At 60.5% G+C, this 17,574-nt stretch carries 15 protein-coding genes; 7 read left to right on the top strand and 8 right to left on the bottom strand.

Annotation, left to right across the window (positions count from 1 at the left end; genetic code table 11):
* Positions 1-18 precede the first annotated feature (18 nt).
* From galB to JKL48_RS18860, 3 genes are all read right to left on the bottom strand, one after another.
* Entirely contained in the window at positions 19-2,430 is a 2,412-nt protein-coding gene (gene galB, locus JKL48_RS18870; RefSeq protein WP_236668910.1) for a beta-galactosidase GalB, read from the bottom strand.
* Between the two features lie 117 nt (positions 2,431-2,547).
* Positions 2,548-3,681, bottom strand: coding sequence for a glycosylase (locus JKL48_RS18865; protein WP_201985985.1), 1,134 nt, complete (start codon positions 3,679-3,681; stop codon positions 2,548-2,550).
* A gap of 4 nt (positions 3,682-3,685) precedes the next feature.
* Positions 3,686-6,502: a family 78 glycoside hydrolase catalytic domain gene (locus JKL48_RS18860; protein WP_449555697.1), complete on the bottom strand. Its 2,817-nt coding sequence runs from the start codon at positions 6,500-6,502 to the stop codon at positions 3,686-3,688.
* A gap of 4 nt (positions 6,503-6,506) precedes the next feature.
* Between JKL48_RS18860 and JKL48_RS18855 the strand changes: the two genes are divergently transcribed.
* The 4 genes from JKL48_RS18855 to JKL48_RS18840 all read left to right on the top strand — a co-directional run bounded on the left by JKL48_RS18855 (position 6,507) and on the right by JKL48_RS18840 (position 9,193).
* Positions 6,507-6,698 (top strand): hypothetical protein, encoded by a 192-nt coding sequence (locus JKL48_RS18855; protein ID WP_201985983.1) that lies wholly within the window; start codon positions 6,507-6,509, stop codon positions 6,696-6,698.
* A 113-nt stretch (positions 6,699-6,811) separates the two neighbouring features.
* Positions 6,812-7,270: a peroxiredoxin gene (locus tag JKL48_RS18850; protein ID WP_201985982.1), complete on the top strand. Its 459-nt coding sequence runs from the start codon at positions 6,812-6,814 to the stop codon at positions 7,268-7,270.
* A 250-nt stretch (positions 7,271-7,520) separates the two neighbouring features.
* A complete protein-coding gene (locus tag JKL48_RS18845) occupies positions 7,521-8,513 on the top strand; it encodes an alpha/beta fold hydrolase (protein ID WP_201985981.1) in 993 nt (330 codons plus the stop codon).
* A gap of 116 nt (positions 8,514-8,629) precedes the next feature.
* Positions 8,630-9,193 (top strand): hypothetical protein, encoded by a 564-nt coding sequence (locus JKL48_RS18840; RefSeq protein ID WP_201985980.1) that lies wholly within the window; start codon positions 8,630-8,632, stop codon positions 9,191-9,193.
* An 11-nt stretch (positions 9,194-9,204) separates the two neighbouring features.
* On the opposite strand, the gene JKL48_RS18835 is transcribed toward JKL48_RS18840, so the two are convergent.
* The 3 genes from JKL48_RS18835 to JKL48_RS18825 form a co-directional block, all read right to left on the bottom strand.
* Positions 9,205-10,566, bottom strand: a complete 1,362-nt coding sequence (locus tag JKL48_RS18835) for a 4Fe-4S binding protein (RefSeq protein WP_201985979.1) — start codon at positions 10,564-10,566, stop codon at positions 9,205-9,207.
* A 75-nt stretch (positions 10,567-10,641) separates the two neighbouring features.
* Positions 10,642-10,863: a hypothetical protein gene (locus JKL48_RS18830; protein WP_201985978.1), complete on the bottom strand. Its 222-nt coding sequence runs from the start codon at positions 10,861-10,863 to the stop codon at positions 10,642-10,644.
* A 73-nt stretch (positions 10,864-10,936) separates the two neighbouring features.
* Positions 10,937-12,271: an NAD(P)/FAD-dependent oxidoreductase gene (locus tag JKL48_RS18825; RefSeq protein ID WP_201985977.1), complete on the bottom strand. Its 1,335-nt coding sequence runs from the start codon at positions 12,269-12,271 to the stop codon at positions 10,937-10,939.
* Positions 12,272-12,606: 335 nt separating this feature from the next.
* Here JKL48_RS18825 and JKL48_RS18820 point away from each other — a divergent pair, with 335 nt between their 5' ends.
* Entirely contained in the window at positions 12,607-13,038 is a 432-nt protein-coding gene (locus tag JKL48_RS18820; RefSeq protein WP_201985976.1) for a hypothetical protein, read from the top strand.
* Between the two features lie 300 nt (positions 13,039-13,338).
* On the top strand, positions 13,339-14,073 hold the full coding sequence (locus tag JKL48_RS18815; RefSeq protein WP_201985975.1) for a carboxypeptidase-like regulatory domain-containing protein: 735 nt from the start codon (positions 13,339-13,341) through the stop codon (positions 14,071-14,073).
* A 640-nt stretch (positions 14,074-14,713) separates the two neighbouring features.
* Here JKL48_RS18815 and JKL48_RS18810 read toward each other — a convergent pair.
* Entirely contained in the window at positions 14,714-16,204 is a 1,491-nt protein-coding gene (locus JKL48_RS18810; RefSeq protein WP_201985974.1) for an APC family permease, read from the bottom strand.
* A gap of 157 nt (positions 16,205-16,361) precedes the next feature.
* Here JKL48_RS18810 and JKL48_RS18805 point away from each other — a divergent pair, with 157 nt between their 5' ends.
* Positions 16,362-16,871, top strand: a complete 510-nt coding sequence (locus JKL48_RS18805) for a hypothetical protein (protein WP_201985973.1) — start codon at positions 16,362-16,364, stop codon at positions 16,869-16,871.
* Positions 16,872-16,877: 6 nt separating this feature from the next.
* Here JKL48_RS18805 and JKL48_RS18800 read toward each other — a convergent pair whose 3' ends face one another.
* Complete coding sequence (locus JKL48_RS18800; RefSeq protein WP_201985972.1) at positions 16,878-17,417, bottom strand: hypothetical protein; 540 nt, start codon at positions 17,415-17,417, stop codon at positions 16,878-16,880.
* Between the last annotated feature and the right edge of the window lie 157 nt (positions 17,418-17,574).

Here is a 17,574-nt window from a genome sequence, read left to right as displayed (position 1 = left end):
GCCCATGAGGCGCCCACGTCAGGGCTTGCTATTTAGCGTTACCGAAGTCGCTTCAAGTCCCTCCGCTTCTGCCCGTAGCGTAATAGTCCCCGCCTTCTGCGTCGTCTGAATAATCGCCAGCGCCATGCCATTGTAAGCCTTGCGCTCCGGCTTTTTAAACGACTCCATGCTAGCCTGATACCCGTTGTCAACACCCGCCACAAAGCCCGGCCCGCTCACCGAAAACTTCACCAGATTGGCCGCGTCGGGCACTAGGTTGCCGGCGGCGTCCAGCACACGCACGGTGATGAAGGACAGGTCTTTGGCATCAGCGCGCAGCTTGCTGCGGTCGGCGGTGAGTTCGATTTTGGCAGGTGGGCCGGCGGTTTTGATGGTGCTGGTGAGCACGGTTTGGCCGGCGCGGCGCGAGATGGCTTGCAGGGTGCCAGGGGCGTAGGGCACGCGCCACATCACGTGCAGGTCGTCGGGGCCTTTCTTTTTAATGCCCAGTGACTTGCCGTTTAGGAATAGCTCCACTTCGTCGGCCTGGCTGTAGTAGGCCCACACGTCCACGGTTTGGCCGGGGCGCCAGTTCCAGTGGGGCAGCAGGTGTAGCACGGGCTGGCTGGTCCACTCGCTTTGGTAGAGGTAGTAGGCGTCTTTAGGGAAGCCGGCCAAGTCGATGAGGCCGAAATAGGAGCTGCGCGCCGGCCAGGGGTAGGGCAGGGGCTCGCCCAGGTAGTCGAAGCCGCTCCACACGAAGGCCCCGCTGATAAAAGGGCTGTTGCGGACGGCGCGCCAAGCGGCTTCGTGCCTGGCGCCCCAGTAGGGCGCGGCGTTGTCGTAGCTGGAGGCCGTGAAATCGGGGTTGCCGGTGGTGAGCTTGGTTTTGCCGTCCTTAGGCCAGATGCGCAGGCTGTCGGATGGCAGGTCGTAGTGGCCCCGCGTTTCGTAGGCCGCCGCGATTTCAGTCGCCAGAAATTTCTGGCCGGGAAAGCTAGTGGGCAGCTTGGGATATTCGGCGTGCTTGTAGTTGAAGCTCAGCACATCCAGCACACCGGCCTGGCTGATGAAGTTCTTCGCCGGCTCCTGCTCAGTGAGGGCCGAGGTCACAGGCCGGGTGGGGTCGAGGCGCTTCACAGTGGCCGTCAGCTCGCGGGTGAGGCGGGTGCCGGTGCTGTCGAACTGCTCCCGAATTTCGTTGCCAATGCTCCACAGAAACACGCTCGGGTGGTTGCGGTCGCGCCGGATTTGGTCTTCCAAATCGCGCTGGTGCCACTGTTTGAAATCGAGGTGGTAATCCTGCGAGTTCTTCTTTTTTTGCCACATATCAAACGCCTCGTCCAGCACCAGAAAGCCCATCTGGTCGCATAAGTCCAGCAGCTCCGGCGCGGGCGGGTTGTGGGCCGTGCGGATGGCGTTGCAGCCCACTGCCTTCAGGATTTCCAGCTGCCGCTCCATGGCGCGCACGTTCACCGCCGCGCCCAGCGCGCCCAAGTCATGGTGCTGGCACACGCCCTGGATGCGCAGCGGCTGACCGTTCAGCAAAAAGCCCCGCTGGCCGTCGAAAACGCAGGTGCGCACGCCCAGCGGCGTTTCGTACTCGTCCTCGATTGCCTGGCCAGCCAATACCGTGGTTTTCACTCGATACAAATAGGTTTTGGCTACCGACCAAAGCTGCGGGTTCTTCAGGATAAGCTTCTGCGATACCGTAGTCGCCGCGCTGCTCAGTTTCACGCCGCTGGTTAGTTGCCGCGCCACTTCCCGGCCGGTTTTGTCCAGCACCACCGTTTGCAGGTTCACAGTGCGCGATGTGCCGGTGGCGTTGCGCAACTGGGTTTGCACGGCCACCGTGGCGGCCTGCGCGCTCACGGCGGGCGTACTCACGAAGGTGCCCCACTCATCCACCGCCACCGCGTGGGTGGTCACCAGCCGCACGTTGCGGTAGATGCCCGAGCCCGTGTACCAGCGCGAATCCGGCTGGGCCGAATTATCGACCCGCACGGCCAGCACGTTGGGCTGGCCCGCCGGCTGCAGGTAGCGTGTCAGCTCGTAGCGAAAGGAGATGTAGCCGTTGGGCCGCTGCCCCAGCGAATGCCCGTTCAGCCATACCTCACTGCGCTTGTACACACCATCGAATTCGACAAATACGTTGCGGCCCTTCGCGGCCGGCATCGTAAACGTCTTGCGGTACCAGCCAATGCCGGTGGGCAGGCCGCCGCCCTCGGGCTTGGCGGGGTTCTTCTCGTCAAACTGGCCCTCGATGCTCCAGTCGTGTGGCAGAGTCAGCTTACGCCAAGCTGCATCGTTGAACGTGGCATCTTTCGCGCCGGCCTCGTCGCCCAGGTAGAATTTCCAGCCTTTATTGAAATCCGCCACTACCCGCGTGCCCGGCTGTGCCCCAAGAATGCTTCGGGAGCCGAGTAATAGTAGGAGCAGGGGAAGAATCAAGCGAGGCATTGGGTGGAATGTAGAGACGCGACACTTCGCGTCTCGTCGTTGCTGATGTTGTTTAGCCTGATGGCGTTGTTCTGGTGGGAGACGCGAAGTGTCGCGTCTCTACATCGTTCATTTTTTAGCTTCTTTCGGTTTCTTCACCGGCGGCGCAATGAAGGCTACCGTACTCTTGCCCATATCCGTCGACGTGGCCACGGCGATGCCGCGCTGGTCGGCCTTGTTCACGGCGCAGTAGTAGTGGTACACCACACCTTTGTATTTCAGCACGAAGGACTTGTGGGCAAACAGCTCATCATAAGGCTCGGAGGGCTCAATCAAATTCGCGCCGGTCCAGTCAGTCCAGTGGGTGAGGTCGTAGGAGCAGGCGAAGCGGTTCACGGCGCCCTTCACGCCGGGGTAGAAGGCGCCGAAGTAGAACATGACCCACAGGCCGTTGTCCATTTTCTGCAGGTAGGCGTCGCCGGTGATGCCGGTGTGGTGGTTCAGCACAGGGTTGCGCAGGTAGCGCTGCCAGTGCGTCATGTCGTCGCTCACGGCCATGCCGATGCGTTCGGCGCCGCGCTTGGCGTTGAGGCTGTCGCCGTTGGCATTGTAGTACATCACGAACGGGTGGCCGGTGAGCTTGCTCTTGTCCCACACCACCGAGCTTTTGTAGATGGTGTGGTTTTCCCACCAGCGCACGTCTTTGTCGTCGGGGCGCAGCACGGGCTTGGGCAGGCGCTGCCAGGTGGGCAGGGTGGTGGGGTCCTTGTCCGTCGAGGCCAGGCTGATGGACAGCAGGCCCTTTTCGTAGCCCCGCGAGTTGCCGCCGAAGTACGACAGCCAGTACCGGCCCTGGTAGGGCTGCCACTCGTAGCTGCCACCCCACTTGGGGTCCTGCAGGGCCACGTAGCCGGCTTTCTGGTTGGTGTCCCAGTCGGTCGTATCGCTGAAAGGCAGGATTTTACCTTTCGTCTCCCACTTCAGCAAGTCCTTGCTCTGGGCCAGCCAGGTTTCGTAGCCCCGCCCGTCGTAGATGATGTAGGTCATCCACCACTGCCCGTTTTTGCGGAATACGCTGGGGCAATCCATCTTCTTTCGGTTGTCGTCGGTGACGAGCACCAGGCCGTATTTGTAAGGCGTTTTCACCTCCTCGTACACCTTCTGCATCTCGGCAGCAGGCACGGTAGTAGGCAGCGGTTTTTGCCCCCAAGCCGATTGGCAAAGGCCACCAAGTAGCAGAAGAGAAGCGAGTTTGATTTTCATGCGATTACAAGGTTGAGCCAACCTCAAAATGGTAAGTCCCCGAACCGGCCTTGATGCGCGCGCGCCCCTCCGCAATGCCCAACGGTTCTAGCTCCGGGTGCTTCTCCAGCGGCTGTCCGCCTTCGGTAATGCGCGCCGAAGCGGTGGCGGGCAGATAAATGGTAGCCACGGTGTTGGCCGGAATGGTCACCGTCAGCTCGAAGCCACTGGCCGACTTTTTCCAACTCGTCGCAATCAGGCCGTAGGGCGAGAGGTGGCTGGCCTTGGCGCTGGTCACGTCGCCCACCGGCTCGGGCCGGATGTCAATTTTATCGAACGCCACCGACCCCTCGGCTGGCCTGATGCCGCCCAAGCCGCTGTAAAGCCACTCTATCAAATGCCCCAGCATGAGGTGGTTGTTCGACACTGTGGGCAACGCGGCCCACGATTCGGTGAGGGCCGTGGCGCCGTGGGCCAGCTGGTAGCCGTAGCCGGGCACGTCGGCGCGGTTGTTCATCGCAAAAATCACGTCGGAGCGGCCCGCGTCTTCCAGCACGCGCAGCAGGTAGCGGTAGCCGATGTCGCCGGCGGTGAGGCGGTTATCGTGGGTGCGCAGCTCCTGCACGATGTTTTCCACCACGGCCGCTTTATCGGCCGGCGCCACCAGGCCCATGTACACGGCCAGGGCGTTGGTCGTCTGGCTGCCGGTGGCATACTGCCGGGTGGCGGGGTCGAAAAACTTCGCGTTGAAGGCCGCTTTCACGTCCGTGCCCAGCTGCTCGTAGCCAGCCGCCTCATCGGTTTTGCCTAGCAGCCGGGCGACGCTGGCCAGGATGGTGAGGTCGTAATAATAAGTCGCCGTGCCGGTTACGCCCATGGGCGTGAGCTGCGACACGCCCGGCGGCTTGGGGCCGAGGTCGTACCAATCGCCCAGGCCCTGCGTGAGAATGTGGTCCTGCGCCTTGGTGCCGAGATAGGCCACGTAGCGCCGCATCATGTCGTAGTTCTCGGCCAGCACCCGGCGGTCGCCGTACCATTGGTACACGTACCAGGGCAGGATGATGCTGGCGCTGCCCCACTCCGGCGAGTCGCGGAACATGTCGCCGCCCCACTCAAACTTCACGTACTCCGGCGCGATTTCAGGTACCAGCCCGTCGGCTGTTTGCGAAGCGCGCATGTCGGCCAGGGTCTTGCGGCAGAGCGTGGCGATGTCGTAGCCGTAGCGCAGCGAGCCGCCCATGAGGTGAGTTTGTTCCAGCCAGCCCAGCTTTTCGCGGTGCGGACAGTCGGTCATCACGCTGGCCAGGTTGCTTTTGATGGCCCAGTCAATCAGCGTATGGGTGCGGTTAAGCAAGTCGTTGGAGCACGAAAAATCGCCTACGCCGGCCGCCGCATTGCGGGTGTGCAGCGCCGTCAGACGCAGGATTTCGGGCCTGTTCTTCGGATTGGGCTGGCCCTTCGGCACTCCGCCCTCTACCTGCGCGTAGCGGAAGCCATAGTAAGTGAAGCGGGGGCGCCAGGTTTCCTCACCGCTGCCTTTCAGGATGTATGTGAAATAAAAGCCGCGCCCGGTATTCTTCTGGGTCACCGTTTTATCGGGCCCCAGCAGTTCGGCCGGTGTAATGCGCACGGTGTCGCCGCGCTGGCCTTTCACCTGGATTTCGATGATGCCCGAAGCATTTTGCCCGAAGTCGTACACCCATTTGCCGGGCTGGGCCTGCATGATGCTTTGTGCCTTGAAGGTATCGAAAACCTGCAGCGGCTCCTGCTCCTGCGCTACCAGCTGCGGCGGGCCGTCCACGGCCACAACGGGCCGCCAGGCTTTGTCCTGAAAAGTGGTGGTGGCCCAGCCGGCTTGCTCCAGCGCGGCATTGTAGTCCTCGCCGCCGTAGATGCTGCTGAAGGCAATGGGGCCGGCAGCGGTGCGCCAGGTCGGGTCGCTCACCACGTTCTGGTGCGAGCCGTCGGCGTAGTCCAGCGCCAGCCGGCAAATCAGCTTCGGGTAGCCGAACGCCGCCTTGAGCTTGCGGTACCGCTCCTTCACCGGCGGCACGTAGTAGAAGCCGTTGCCGAGCATGACGCCCAGCGCATTGGGGCCGGTTTTTATTAGGCTGGTCACGTCAAACGTGACGTACTGCGCCTGCTGGTCGTACTTCGTCCAGCCGGGGTCGAGGAAGTGGTTGCCGATTTTTTGGCCATTCAACAGGGTTTCGAAGTGTCCCAGGCCGCTGATGAACAGCGTGGCCCTGAACGGCTGCTTTTTGGCGGTAAAGCGCTTGCGCAGCAGCGGCAGCGTGTTGTTGCCGTTGTAGGTATCCTTCTTGCCATCAACGGGCAGCACCGTTACCCGGTCGGCGGGCAGCTGGTCGTAGGCTATCCAGGCGGCGCCTTTCCAGTCGGCGGGGGCGAGCAGGCCCATCTGCCACTCGGCCGGGGCCGACCATTCGGAGGCAGTGCCTTGATTGTCCCAGGTTTTGACCTTCCAGAAGTAGGTTTTGGCCGGCTGCAGGGCCTTGCCCGCGTAAGGCACCTGGATGGAGGAATTTGAGGCGATTTTGCCCGTATCCCACGCATTGCCCACGTTCTTGTCCAGGCTCTGGCGGCTGTCGGCTACCAAAATCTGGTAGGCGGTTTGCCGCACGTTGCGGCGGTCGGCGCGCAGTTCCCAGCTTAGCGTTGGCTGGGCGGTTTGCACGCCCAGCGGATGGGGTTGGTACTCGCATTTCAGCGCCGCAACGGCGAGCTTCTGGGCAGCCCCCGGATGATAAATCAGTACAAAATGGACAAGTAAGAAGCCTAAAAATGGGGAGGTATTGAAAGAAAGGGAACGACGTATCTGCATTGCCTTGAATTTCAACTTTGCCCTTTTTAGGGTCTCTGAATCAGGATTTTTGCTGAATAAAGCGGCAAAAATGTTCGATATTTCTGCTGATGCGTGCATTCCCCGTCCCAATGTATTTATTCATGGCGCAGGGCTGTTGACAAATGTAGAAATGCCCTTCATCGAACTCGTACGGGCCTTTCGCATCTTGTTGTAGGATGTTAGCATGGGGCTGGGCCGGCGGCGGGGCTGAAACTACGGCGGAGGTTGGTGGTTGCACAAGACGTTTTGGCGTATATCCGTCTTTTTGAATTATCACCCCCACTACTCATGCTGAAAATTGGAGCGCCGGCCCCGGACTTTTCGTTGGTTGCAACCAACGGCGAAACGTTTACCCTTTCCCGCTATAAAGGTCAGAAAGCCATCGTGCTATACTTCTACCCCAAGGACGATACCCCTGGTTGCACCGCCGAAGCCTGTTCGTTTCGCGACCAATACGAAGACTTCAAAGAACTCGGCGCCGAAGTCATCGGCATCAGCTCCGACAGTGAAAAGTCGCACCAGAAATTTGCCCAGAAACACCGCCTGCCCTTCGAGCTGCTGGCCGATACCGACGGCAACGTGCGCAAGCTTTACGAAGTGCCCCGCGCCCTGCTGGGTTTGCTGCCCGGCCGCGTTACGTTTGTCATTGATAAGAACGGTGTTATCCAATACATCTTCAACTCGTTGAGCGGGGCTACCGACCATGTGAGCAATGCCAAAGAAGTGCTGAAAGGACTGCCGATGTAGCTTCACCTAGAAAGCGCTGGCTAGCACTCAACCGGCAATTACGTCATGAATTCTGGTGGGCTGTGGGCAGAATGGGGTTAGGATGCGTAGCAGCTACAGCCGTTTCGAAGTCAGTGTCCGTGCGGTCAGTAGCGCGAACGTTGTCGTTCGCGTGCCAGAACGAGCTGGCGGCGCGGGGACGCGAACGACAACGTTCGCGCTACGCTACACCAACCCCGACACCGCGCTAACCGCACCAAGTCGTTGCCGAATGTTTCGTTTCCTGCTGTTGTTCTTTGTTTTGCTGCTGGCCACCCGCGTGGCCTCGGCCCAGCCCACCGTTCTCAACGCCACGCTGGATGGCTATGAGTACCCATTTCCAGTAAAATACCTGCCGCTGAAGTTGGAAGGGCAGGCGCTGCGCATGGCCTACATGGACATCCCGGCTTCTGCTGCCAAAGCCAACGGCCGCACAGTGGTGCTGCTGCACGGCAAGAATTTCTTCGGCGCGTATTGGCGCGAAACCGTTAAGGTGCTCACGGCGGCCGGGTTTCGGGTGGTGGTGCCCGACCAGATTGGCTTTGGCAAGTCCGGCAAAGCCGACATTCATTACTCGTTTCATCAGCTGGCGCGCAATACCAAGCAGCTGCTCGATACGCTCGGCATGAAAAAAGCCGTCATCGTGGGCCACAGTATGGGCGGCATGCTGGCTACTCGCTTCGCCCTGCTCTACCCCGAAACCACCGAAAAGCTGGTGCTCGAAAACCCCATCGGGCTGGAAGACTACCGCGTGGGCGTGCCCTTCCAATCCGTCGACCAAGCCGAGGCCACCGAGCTAAAAAGCACCGAAGCCAGCATGCGGAAATACCACGCCACCTACTATCCCAATGGCTACCCGGCGGCCCACGACCAGTGGCTGCTGCCCCTGGCCGGCCAAACCCGCAGCCCCGATTTTCCCAAAGTAGCCCGCGCCAATGCCCTCACCTTCGACATGATTTACCAGCAGCCGGTGTGCTATGAATTTGGCCGCCTCGCCGTGCCCGCGCTGCTCATCATCGGTCAGGCCGACCGCACGGTGGTGGGCAAGGCCCTCATCAAAGACCCGAAAACACTGGCCCAAATGGGCCAGTACCCGGCGCTGGGCCGCCGCATCGCCGCCCAGATAAATGGCGCGAAGCTGGTAGAAATTCCGAACGTGGGCCACATTCCGCATTTGGAAGCGCCGGCGCAGTTTTATAAAGCGCTGCTAGGGTTTTTGGAGTAAAGCGGAACACTATACTGGCAGAATCCTTACTTTTGGCGAGTCGGTTTATTGACTGTCAATTATTTAGAATGAGCAATTGATTTCAAATCCATCACTTAACACCGATTCTACTCTCAATGGCTGATTTGTTTTCAGGTATCATAACGCGTGCACAGAAGGAGAAACGCATGCTTGGTGTGCGTACTAGCCGAACTGGTGACAGATTCTCAGTAGGTTATATTATTAGTTTCAGCGATGAGCTCTTGATGCTCCGAGTCATAAATCGTGACGGAATGCAAACGGGCATTCAATCGTATGATATGGTAGATATCTACCAACTTGATTTTGATGACCGGTACATTCGGAACATCGAACTCAAGGAAGACAACCTTGACAAAGTATACGCAGGGTTAAAATCGCCATCCTTCATGGAGCAGGAGTACCTGAGTATTCCATTATTGTTGGGCCGGGCCAAGGAAGCACAGCAATTAGTGTTTCTCACTACCAAAATTGGGCATGACTTATATGGCTACATCCGGCAGTTTACAGAGCAGGAGATACTTGTGGAGTGCTACACAGAATACGGCGAGGATGATGGGTTGACAGTAATTCAGGTGGAAAATATTCAGAGCTTTATTTGGAGTGATGAAGACACGAGAATGATTGAGCTTCATTTAAAGCGTAGGGAACAACGCGGGTAATTGACTAAAATCTAGCTTAATATCCGCAGCGAGTCCGCGTGAATCAGCTGCGACCCTTGGTAGCGGCCCTCGCGTGGGCCATTTTCCAGGTTGAGCACGCCGCGGGGGCAGGCCGTGCTGCACATGCCGCAGCCCACGCACGAGGCCCGGATGATGGGCTCGCCGCGCTGGGCGTACTGCTTCACGTCGATACCCATTTCGCACACGTTGGAGCAGTTGCCGCACGAGATGCACTGGGCGCCGTTGGTGCTGATGCGGAAGCGCGAAAAATGCTTTTGCAGCAGGCCCAGGTAAGCCGCCATGGGGCAGCCAAAACGGCACCACACCCGCGCCCCCATGATGGGGTAGAAACCCACGCCAATGACGCCCGAAAACACCGAGCCGATAACGAAGCCGTACCATTTGGCGGCCACGCCGCCGGCTGCGCCCAGCAAGGTGCTGCCGGTGGCAAAATGCACCCATAGCAGCACCGTAATAACGACAATCAGGACCAGTACGGGGTAGATGATGCGCACTTCCCAGCGCCAGGCGGCACGGCTTTTGTCGGCCAGCTGGCGGTAGGGGTCGCCGGCGGTTTCGGCCAGGCCGCCGCAGCCGCACACCCAGGAGCAGTACCAGCGCTTGCCAAAAAAATAGGTGAGCACCGGGGTGGCCAGCAGCGACATTGCCGCCCCCCAAAATACCATGAACACGCCCAGCCCGCCCTTTTGCAGCAAAGACGTGACGGTGCCCGGAAACAGGTAGTCGTACTTCAGCGGCCAGAAATACGTGAAGTAAAACTCCGGCTGTTGAAAAAACTGGAGCAGCCCCGGCAGCAAAAACGCAAACCCCAGCTGAAAAAACATCACCGACGCGGTGCGGATAAGCTGGTAGCGCGAGTGGCGGTATTTCCACAGCGCCCGGACGCCCATCAGCAGCACGGCCAGGGTGTAGAAGGTGCCGTAGAGAAACCATTGGTCGGCCGGCCGGGCGCGCAAGGCGCGGCTGAACCCGTCGAGGGCGTGTACCAGGTTGTTGAGCGGGCCGAAATGGCCGTGGCCGTCGTCGTTGCTGAACCAGTAGAGCACCACGTAGAAGCCCGTGAGCACCAGGCCCGTGACCCAGGCCACGGCCCCGCGGCTGGTGCTGGCCCGCAGCCACAGGCTGTGCTGCTGCACGCCGGCCGGGTGCCGGCCATATTTCAGCCAACTCCAGGCCAGCATGCCGCTACCGAGCAGGCCCAGGGCCAAATAAAACCAGCGTTGCTGGCGGGCCGGGTCGGCGTCAGCCAGCGCAAGGAGCAGCGTCAGCAGTCCTCCGGCAACGACGCTCAGCGCAAGCTTTTCGGCGGGCGAGGAAGCCGGCAATGGAGGCGTAGTACGCGTTGAGGACATCTTAATAGCAATGAACAATGAGGGGTTAATAACGAGCAGCGAGCAAAAGAACGACCCGCCTCCATTGCTTTTTTTCTAATGGTGATGAGGCTCGTCGGGCTTGCCAAACAGGTTAATGAGCGTCCCCACGCAGTAGAAGCCGGTCCAGCACGCGTAGAGCCAGTTGAAGCCGGCTGGCATACGACCAACAAAAAAATGCAGAATCAAATGCGCCCCGGCGCTCATCAGCAAGCCGGTGAGGGCAATGAACTGGAAGCTGTTGAGGGCCGAGGGGCGGTATAGTTTAGAAAAATCCACGAGAACAAAGGTTAAGCGCCAGCGGCGCTGGATTGGAAACGACTTGCCAAGCCGGCGCTCAGCTCGTGCAACGCTAGCCAAACAGGGCGCGCAGGCCTTTACGGCGTTTCAGCACCACGGGCTGCTGCGGAAACTGCCGATTGAAAGCGGCCACCAGCGCCTGCTCGTGCTGCGGAAAAAACTCGGGGTCAAAATTAGCCGCGCCCAGCTCCGCCATCACCGCGGCCACCGGCGTGTGGTTCCGAATCCACTGCTGGCACACATCCTGGCGCAGGCGCAGGCCCAGCGCGTTGAACCCGGCCACGGCGTGGGGGGGGGCGGCCTGGAAGTAGACGCGCAACGCCGCGCGGCCCGACGGATGTTCCCAGTAGAAATGGTCCATGCCAGCCACTGGCCCGGCCGGGGCCCGGCCATACGTCTGGTATTCGAGGTTGAAGAATTTGGCCGAGTTGAACCAGATGCCGCGCCGGTACCGCGTGGGCTGCCCGCAAATGGTGTGGGCCACGGTTTCGCCCTGCAGCCTTCCGGTGTACCAAAGCTGCTCGATGGGGACCTCGCCCGCGGCGGGCTGGCGGTGCTGGGCGCAGTCGCCGGCCGCATACACCTGGGCGGCGCTGGTGCGCAGCAATTCATCAACCAGAATGCCCCGGTCGGTATCAATGCCCCCCATGCGGGCCAGCGAGAGGTTGGGAGTAACCCCGATGGCCAGGCCCACCCACTGGCACGCAATTTCTTCGCCCGCCGTGGTGAGCACGGCGCGCACCCGGCCCTGGGCGTCGCCCAGTACCTCGCGCAATTCGGTGTGGTAGCGCACCGGCACGCGGTTCTCCTGAAACTGGCGGTCCACCAGGTGGGCTTCTTCCGGGGGCAGCACCGAGGCCCAGTACCGGGCCTCGCGCACCAGCACCACGGGCTCGATGCCGCGGCTGTGCAGCATCTCGGCCAGTTCCACGCCAATGAGGCCGCCGCCCACCACCACCCCGCGGCTGATGCCGTGCGTGTCGCGGGCCATGGCCTCCAAATCGGGCAGGCCGTAGAGGCCCTGCACGCCGGCCAGGTGCTGGCCGGGCCAGCCGCCCAGCTTGCTCTCCGAGCCGGTGGCCAGCAGCAGGGCATCGTAGCGGAGCGTGGTGCCGTTGTTGAGGACGACGAGCTGCTCGGCGGTGTTCAGGGCTGTGGCGGTGGCGTACACCAGGCCCAGCCGGTTTTCATCCCAGAACCAGTCTTCGTAGGGCTTGATGTCGGAAAGCCGCATATGGCCCATGTACACGTACATCAGCGCCGTGCGCGAGTAATGGTGCGCACTTTCGGCCGATACCAGCGTGATGCGCGCACCGGGCCGCAGGCGGCGAACGGCCAGCGCGCACGATACCCCGGTGATGCCATTGCCGATAATTACCAGGTGCATAGTGCGGGAAAAAGAAGTGCCGGGCCAAATGTAAGCGCAAGCCCGGCGGAAGGAGGGAAAAGAACGGTTGGGCCAGGTGCAGGTTCAGCCGCGGGAATCATTCGCTTGCGCGTCATGCTTCGGCGCTGCAATGAAGGTCCGTCGACTTTCTATACCGCTTCTTCAGCCTGGCTCCTGCCTGCGACCCTACAATCCGCTTTAGCCCGCCAAAAGTTTTGGCTGCTTTGGCTGATGTCGCGGCCCGGGCCTCCGTTACCGCTGCCTGCCCTGCTTCGTAACGGAATGCCTGCGGATGCGTAAGCTTGGTTACCGCTTCACTTAATATTCCAGACCGCATGATTCCCGATAATTTCTCCGGCGACGGCACCGACGCCGATGAAGGCGAACACGCCGACATCACTGAAAATAAAAACTTTGCAAAAAACGAAGAGCTCGAAAAACAAAAAAAATACCAGCAGGACCAAAGCAACAACAAGGCCAGTGGCGACCCCACCGCTGCCCGCTACGTAGGCGCCAACGGCTACACCGAGCGTAGCAACCAAAAGGACCAGCTGGAAAACCTCCACATCGGCGGCTCCGAAACCAGCCCCCAGGGCGGCAACGACCACACCAATGCCGGCGAGCAGGCCCAGGGCCCCGGCTTTGAAGCCGAAGGCAGCTACGAGTTGGACCACAACCTGCGCACCCGCGACCAGGATTTTGGCGAAAAGGCCCCCGGTGGCCCCGCCACGCCCGCCGGTGGCAGCGAGACCATCAGCGACCAATAAGCGGCTTCGGCCCGTGCTGTTTTTTGCTGTGAGCGGGGTGGGCCCGCCGGTAGCCAGTGGCTGCTGGCGGGCCCACCCTTTTGCCGAAACGGATGAAGCAATAAGGCGAAGTGGTTCAGGCAGAACAGGCGGCGCCATTTGATTGAAAAAAGGTGGGATGGGTCGAATAAATAGAAAAAAGGAAGGTGAAGTTGGATAACAGGCAAACGCTTAACTTGCGCGGTATATCCTGAGTAGCGGCTTTTAAAAGCAACTACTTCTCAGCCACTTTCCCACTTTCTAAGCTAACCGTTTCAATCCATGAGTCCCGACAATTTACCCAAGCCTCAGAACGAGCAGTACGACCCCAACCTGGACGCGCAGGACGAGGAAGTAGCATCGGGAGGCAACAACCGGCTTTTGTACCTACTGGGAGGGGTAATGGTGGCGCTGGTGGTGGGCTACGTGGCCCTGCCCAAAGGCCACGGCGATGGGTTGGCTTCGGTCACGCCTTCCTTCATGCTCGACGACGCTGCCGTGACGGCCACCGCGCCCACGGCGGCCGACAGCATGGCCGCGGGCCTGAAGGCAACCCCGGCCACCACCGAGACGACGGACGCCAAAGAGGATATCGCCCCCGCCAAAGCCCCTGCCGCCACGCGCACCACTGCCCCGGCTCCGGCCGCCGCAACCGGGGCCGATGCCGCTGGCACCGCAGCTCCAGTGGCCGCCCCGGCAGCTACAGAAGTGGCTCCGGCCCCCGCCCCGGCACCGGCCCCCGAAGCGGCCGCCCCGGCCAATGTGACCGTTTCGGGTAAGATAGAGGACGAGAACGGGCGGCCCCTGGTGGGCGCCACCGTGCTGCTGAAAGGCAGCAGCAAAGGCACCAGCACCGACGCAAACGGCAATTATTCGCTCGAAGTGCCCAACGACAACGACAACACCCTGATTTATGGCTATGGTGGCTACGACGACGAAATAGTGCGGGCCAAAGGCAGCCAACCCCTGAATGTGACGCTAACCCCGCGTGCCAAGGCCGGCAAACGTCGGCGCTAAACTGCCGTGGTAAGGCATAAAAAAGCGACTCTCTAGAGGGAGTCGCTTTTTTATGCCTTGCCCGTCCTAAGCAAGAAGCGGTTTCGGAAGGGTCTCGCTTGCCGGTCCGACGGCTTAGGCGTCCGACCAGTCGTCGGCCAACGGCCATTGGTGCCTCGTTCAGGCAGCAACCGGTCGGACGCCTACGCCGTCGGACCGAGCGGAACCCACTGCCTAAACAACTTCCAAGTTTTCAGAACTGAGTTATAAGTATAGGACTTACGCAGTTGCAGCCCCAGCGGGGCGCCATCTCGATAGTAACTGGCTGATGTTGGGTAGAAAGCCCCAGCGGGGCGACACTCGGTTGAGTGCTTGGCGAGTGTCGCCCCGCCGGGGCTTTACCATTTCATAATGAATAACTTACTACCAATGTGCCGCCCCGCTGGGGCTTCAACTGCGTGAGTCCTAAAGTAGTAAGACAGAAAAATTTGTAAAGTACTCGAGCAGCAGTAGCCGCATTCGCTTAACCGTCCTGCTGAGCGGAGTCGAAGCATCTCTACTGCAATAGTAATTTGATTTACTGCTGCGGTAGAGATGCTTCGACAAGCTCAGAAGGACCACCTTTTACGGTACGGTTACTTCTGCGTGACTACTTGATTCCTCAACCTGGAATATGTTTCTCGAAGCGCCGGCCAAAGAGGAAATACACCGGCAGCCCCAGCGCCACCAGGCCCAGGCCCCGGCGCGAGAATTCAGCCGTGTCGGGGGCAATGAGCAGGATGATGCAAAACGCGCTGGCCAGCACAACATACAGGCCCGGCAACACCGGGTAGCCCCAGGCGCGGTAGGGGCGGGGCGCATCGGGGCGGGTGCGCCGCAGCACGAAAATGCCGATGATGGTGACGACGTAGAACAGTATCACCGCAAACATCACATAGTCGAGCAGCTGGCCGTAGGAGCCGCTCAGGCAAAGCAGGCAGGCCCACAGGCACTGGGCCCACAGGGCGCGGGCCGGCACGCCGGCGCCGTTCAGGCGCGCCAGGCCGGGGAAGAACAGCCCGTCTTTGGCCATGGCGAAATAGGCGCGGGCCCCACTCAGAATGATGCCGTTGTTGGCCCCGAACGTGCTGAGCATGATGAGCACGGCCATGACGTAGGCGCCGGCCTTGCCCAGCACCGATTCGGCTACGGCGGTGGCCACCCGGTCGTCGGTGGCGTACTGAATGCCCCGGCCGGCTAGCGTAGTGGCATCGGGCGAGCCGTGCAGGGGCAGCACCAGCAGGTACACCACGTTGATGAGGATGTAGAGCGCCGTGACGATGGCCGTGCCGATGGCCATGCTGCGCACCAGCGTCCGCTCCGGGTTCTGGATTTCTTCGCCCGCGAAGCCGATGTTGTTCCACGAATCGGACGAAAACAGCGAGCCCGACATGGCCATGCCAATGGCAATGAGCAGGGTGCCGCCGCTGATGGGCAGTTCGGGCGCGCTGGTGCCCGGCGCGGCCGAGCGAGTGGCCGCCCAGATGTTATGAAAATTGGCCGCAATGGCCTCGTGGTTGATGCCCAGCGCCACGCCCAGCACGATGAGCAGCGCCAGCGCAATCAGCTTGGTGCTGCCCAGCACGTTCTGGATGAGCTTGCCGGTACGCACGCCCTGCGCATTGAGCGCCGTGATGCCGATGATGAGGAAAATGGCCAGCAGCTGCACCGATGAGAAAGTGAAATTCCAGCCCAACAAGTTGGTTTCAAACAGGACATTTTTCACGCTGAACCAGGGCAGCAGCACGCCCGTGAACTTGGCAAACGCCACGGCCACGGCCGCAATCACCCCGGTTTGGATGACGAGAAACAGCGTCCAGCCGTAGAGGAAGGCCGTGAGCCGGCCAAAGGCCTCGCGCAGGTACACGTACTGCCCGCCTACTTTGGGGAACATGCTGGCCAGCTCGCCGTAGCTGATGGCCCCGGCCATGGTGATGAAGCCGGTGAGCAGCCACACCACCAGCAGCCAGCCCGCGCTGCCCACTTGCCGGGCAATATTGGCCGAAACGATGAAGATGCCCGAGCCAATCATGCTGCCCGTGACCAGCATAATGGCGTCGAAAAGATTGATGGCGCGCTTGAATTGCGGCTGGTCGGGTTGAGGTTCGGTCATAGATTCAGCTTATGAAGCCGACAAGATAGAGCGATGACCGGAATGTGCAGGCGGCCGCTTACATTCGAGTCGGCCCAATTGGTTCGTTTTCTTCCAGTCGACTCTCCGTAACACCGCCATGCGCTATCCATCTGCCTGCCGTTTTCCAAGCTGGGCGATGCCCTTCTTCGCGTTTGTTCTGGGGTTAGGCGCAAGCGGCTGCGCGAAGGAGAAAGTAAACTGTGGGCACGGGCTCACCACTTTTTATCTCACCTTCAAAATTGTGAACGACCGGACCGGAGCCGACTGGTTTAAGCAGCTCAGTCAGGCCGGGCTGGACTCGTTGAGTCGGTTGAATCCACCTAGAGGCCAGCAGCCGGTGGGTACCCCGGTACTGTGGGGAATTTCGCTCAGCGACGGCGCGTATTACCTGCCTGCTACCGGTGGCGAACTCACTCACACCCTCCTGTTGCACCTGTCGCCAACCGATACGGATACTGTGGAGGCGAAAGCGCAGTTTGGACCTCTGGTAAACACCGATTGCAACGCTTACCACGAGTTAAAGGGCCTGGAGCTGCGCTATAACGGTCGGCTCAATGGGCGCTACGGCTTTGGGGGGAGTTGGAATGGCGCAAATTTCTCGTGTAGCGGCTGTGGGAGCGTAGAAGTCGTACGGAAGCGGCCCTAGCAGCAGCTAAAACTCGCTGCGGTCGTACCAACTGCGCATGCGCCAGGGGTCGTTGCGGTTTTTGCGCACCAGCACCAGCCGGGCCGTGCCGGAGCCCGAAAACCGCTCGTCGTCGCGCTGCACAATGGTGAGCAGGAACGAGCGTTCCACGTTCACCAGCGTGTCGGAGGCCAGCGTGTCGGAGCTGGGCAGGTACTGCGTCCACTGCAAATTGGTGGAGCGCGCAGCTTTAAACAGCCGGTAAGTGGTATTAGCGTCCACGTCGCGCGTCCAGGAACGGTCCACGTTGGCGGCGAAATCGTGGTAGGTGAAGCGGAACTTCGGGTGCAGCAGCTGGCCGTAGAGCGTGGAGTCGCGCAACTGATAAGACGCCCGAAACCGGTCGAAAAAGCCCCGCACCGTCACGGGGTTGCCCAGCAGCGCATTCTGGTCGGCGGGTACTTCATCCAACGCCGGCGCAAAGGGGTTGCAGGCGGGCACCATCAAAACCAGCACAATGCCTGAAAGCAGCAAGGTTGGAAAAGATGGACGCCACGGCAGGTTCATAAGGCGAAATATACGCTGCGCTGAATGAGGAATGAGGAATGAAGAATTGGAAAGTGGGCGGATGGGTCGGAACTTCCTCATTCCTCATTCCTCATTCCTCATTCCTCATTCCTCATTCCTCATTCCTCATTCCTCATTCCTCATTCCTCATTCCTCA

Origin of the sequence: Hymenobacter rubidus, from assembly GCF_016734815.1 — a bacterium.
GTDB classification, from domain to species: domain Bacteria; phylum Bacteroidota; class Bacteroidia; order Cytophagales; family Hymenobacteraceae; genus Hymenobacter; species Hymenobacter rubidus.
This window is presented reverse-complemented; position numbering and strand designations above follow the sequence as displayed.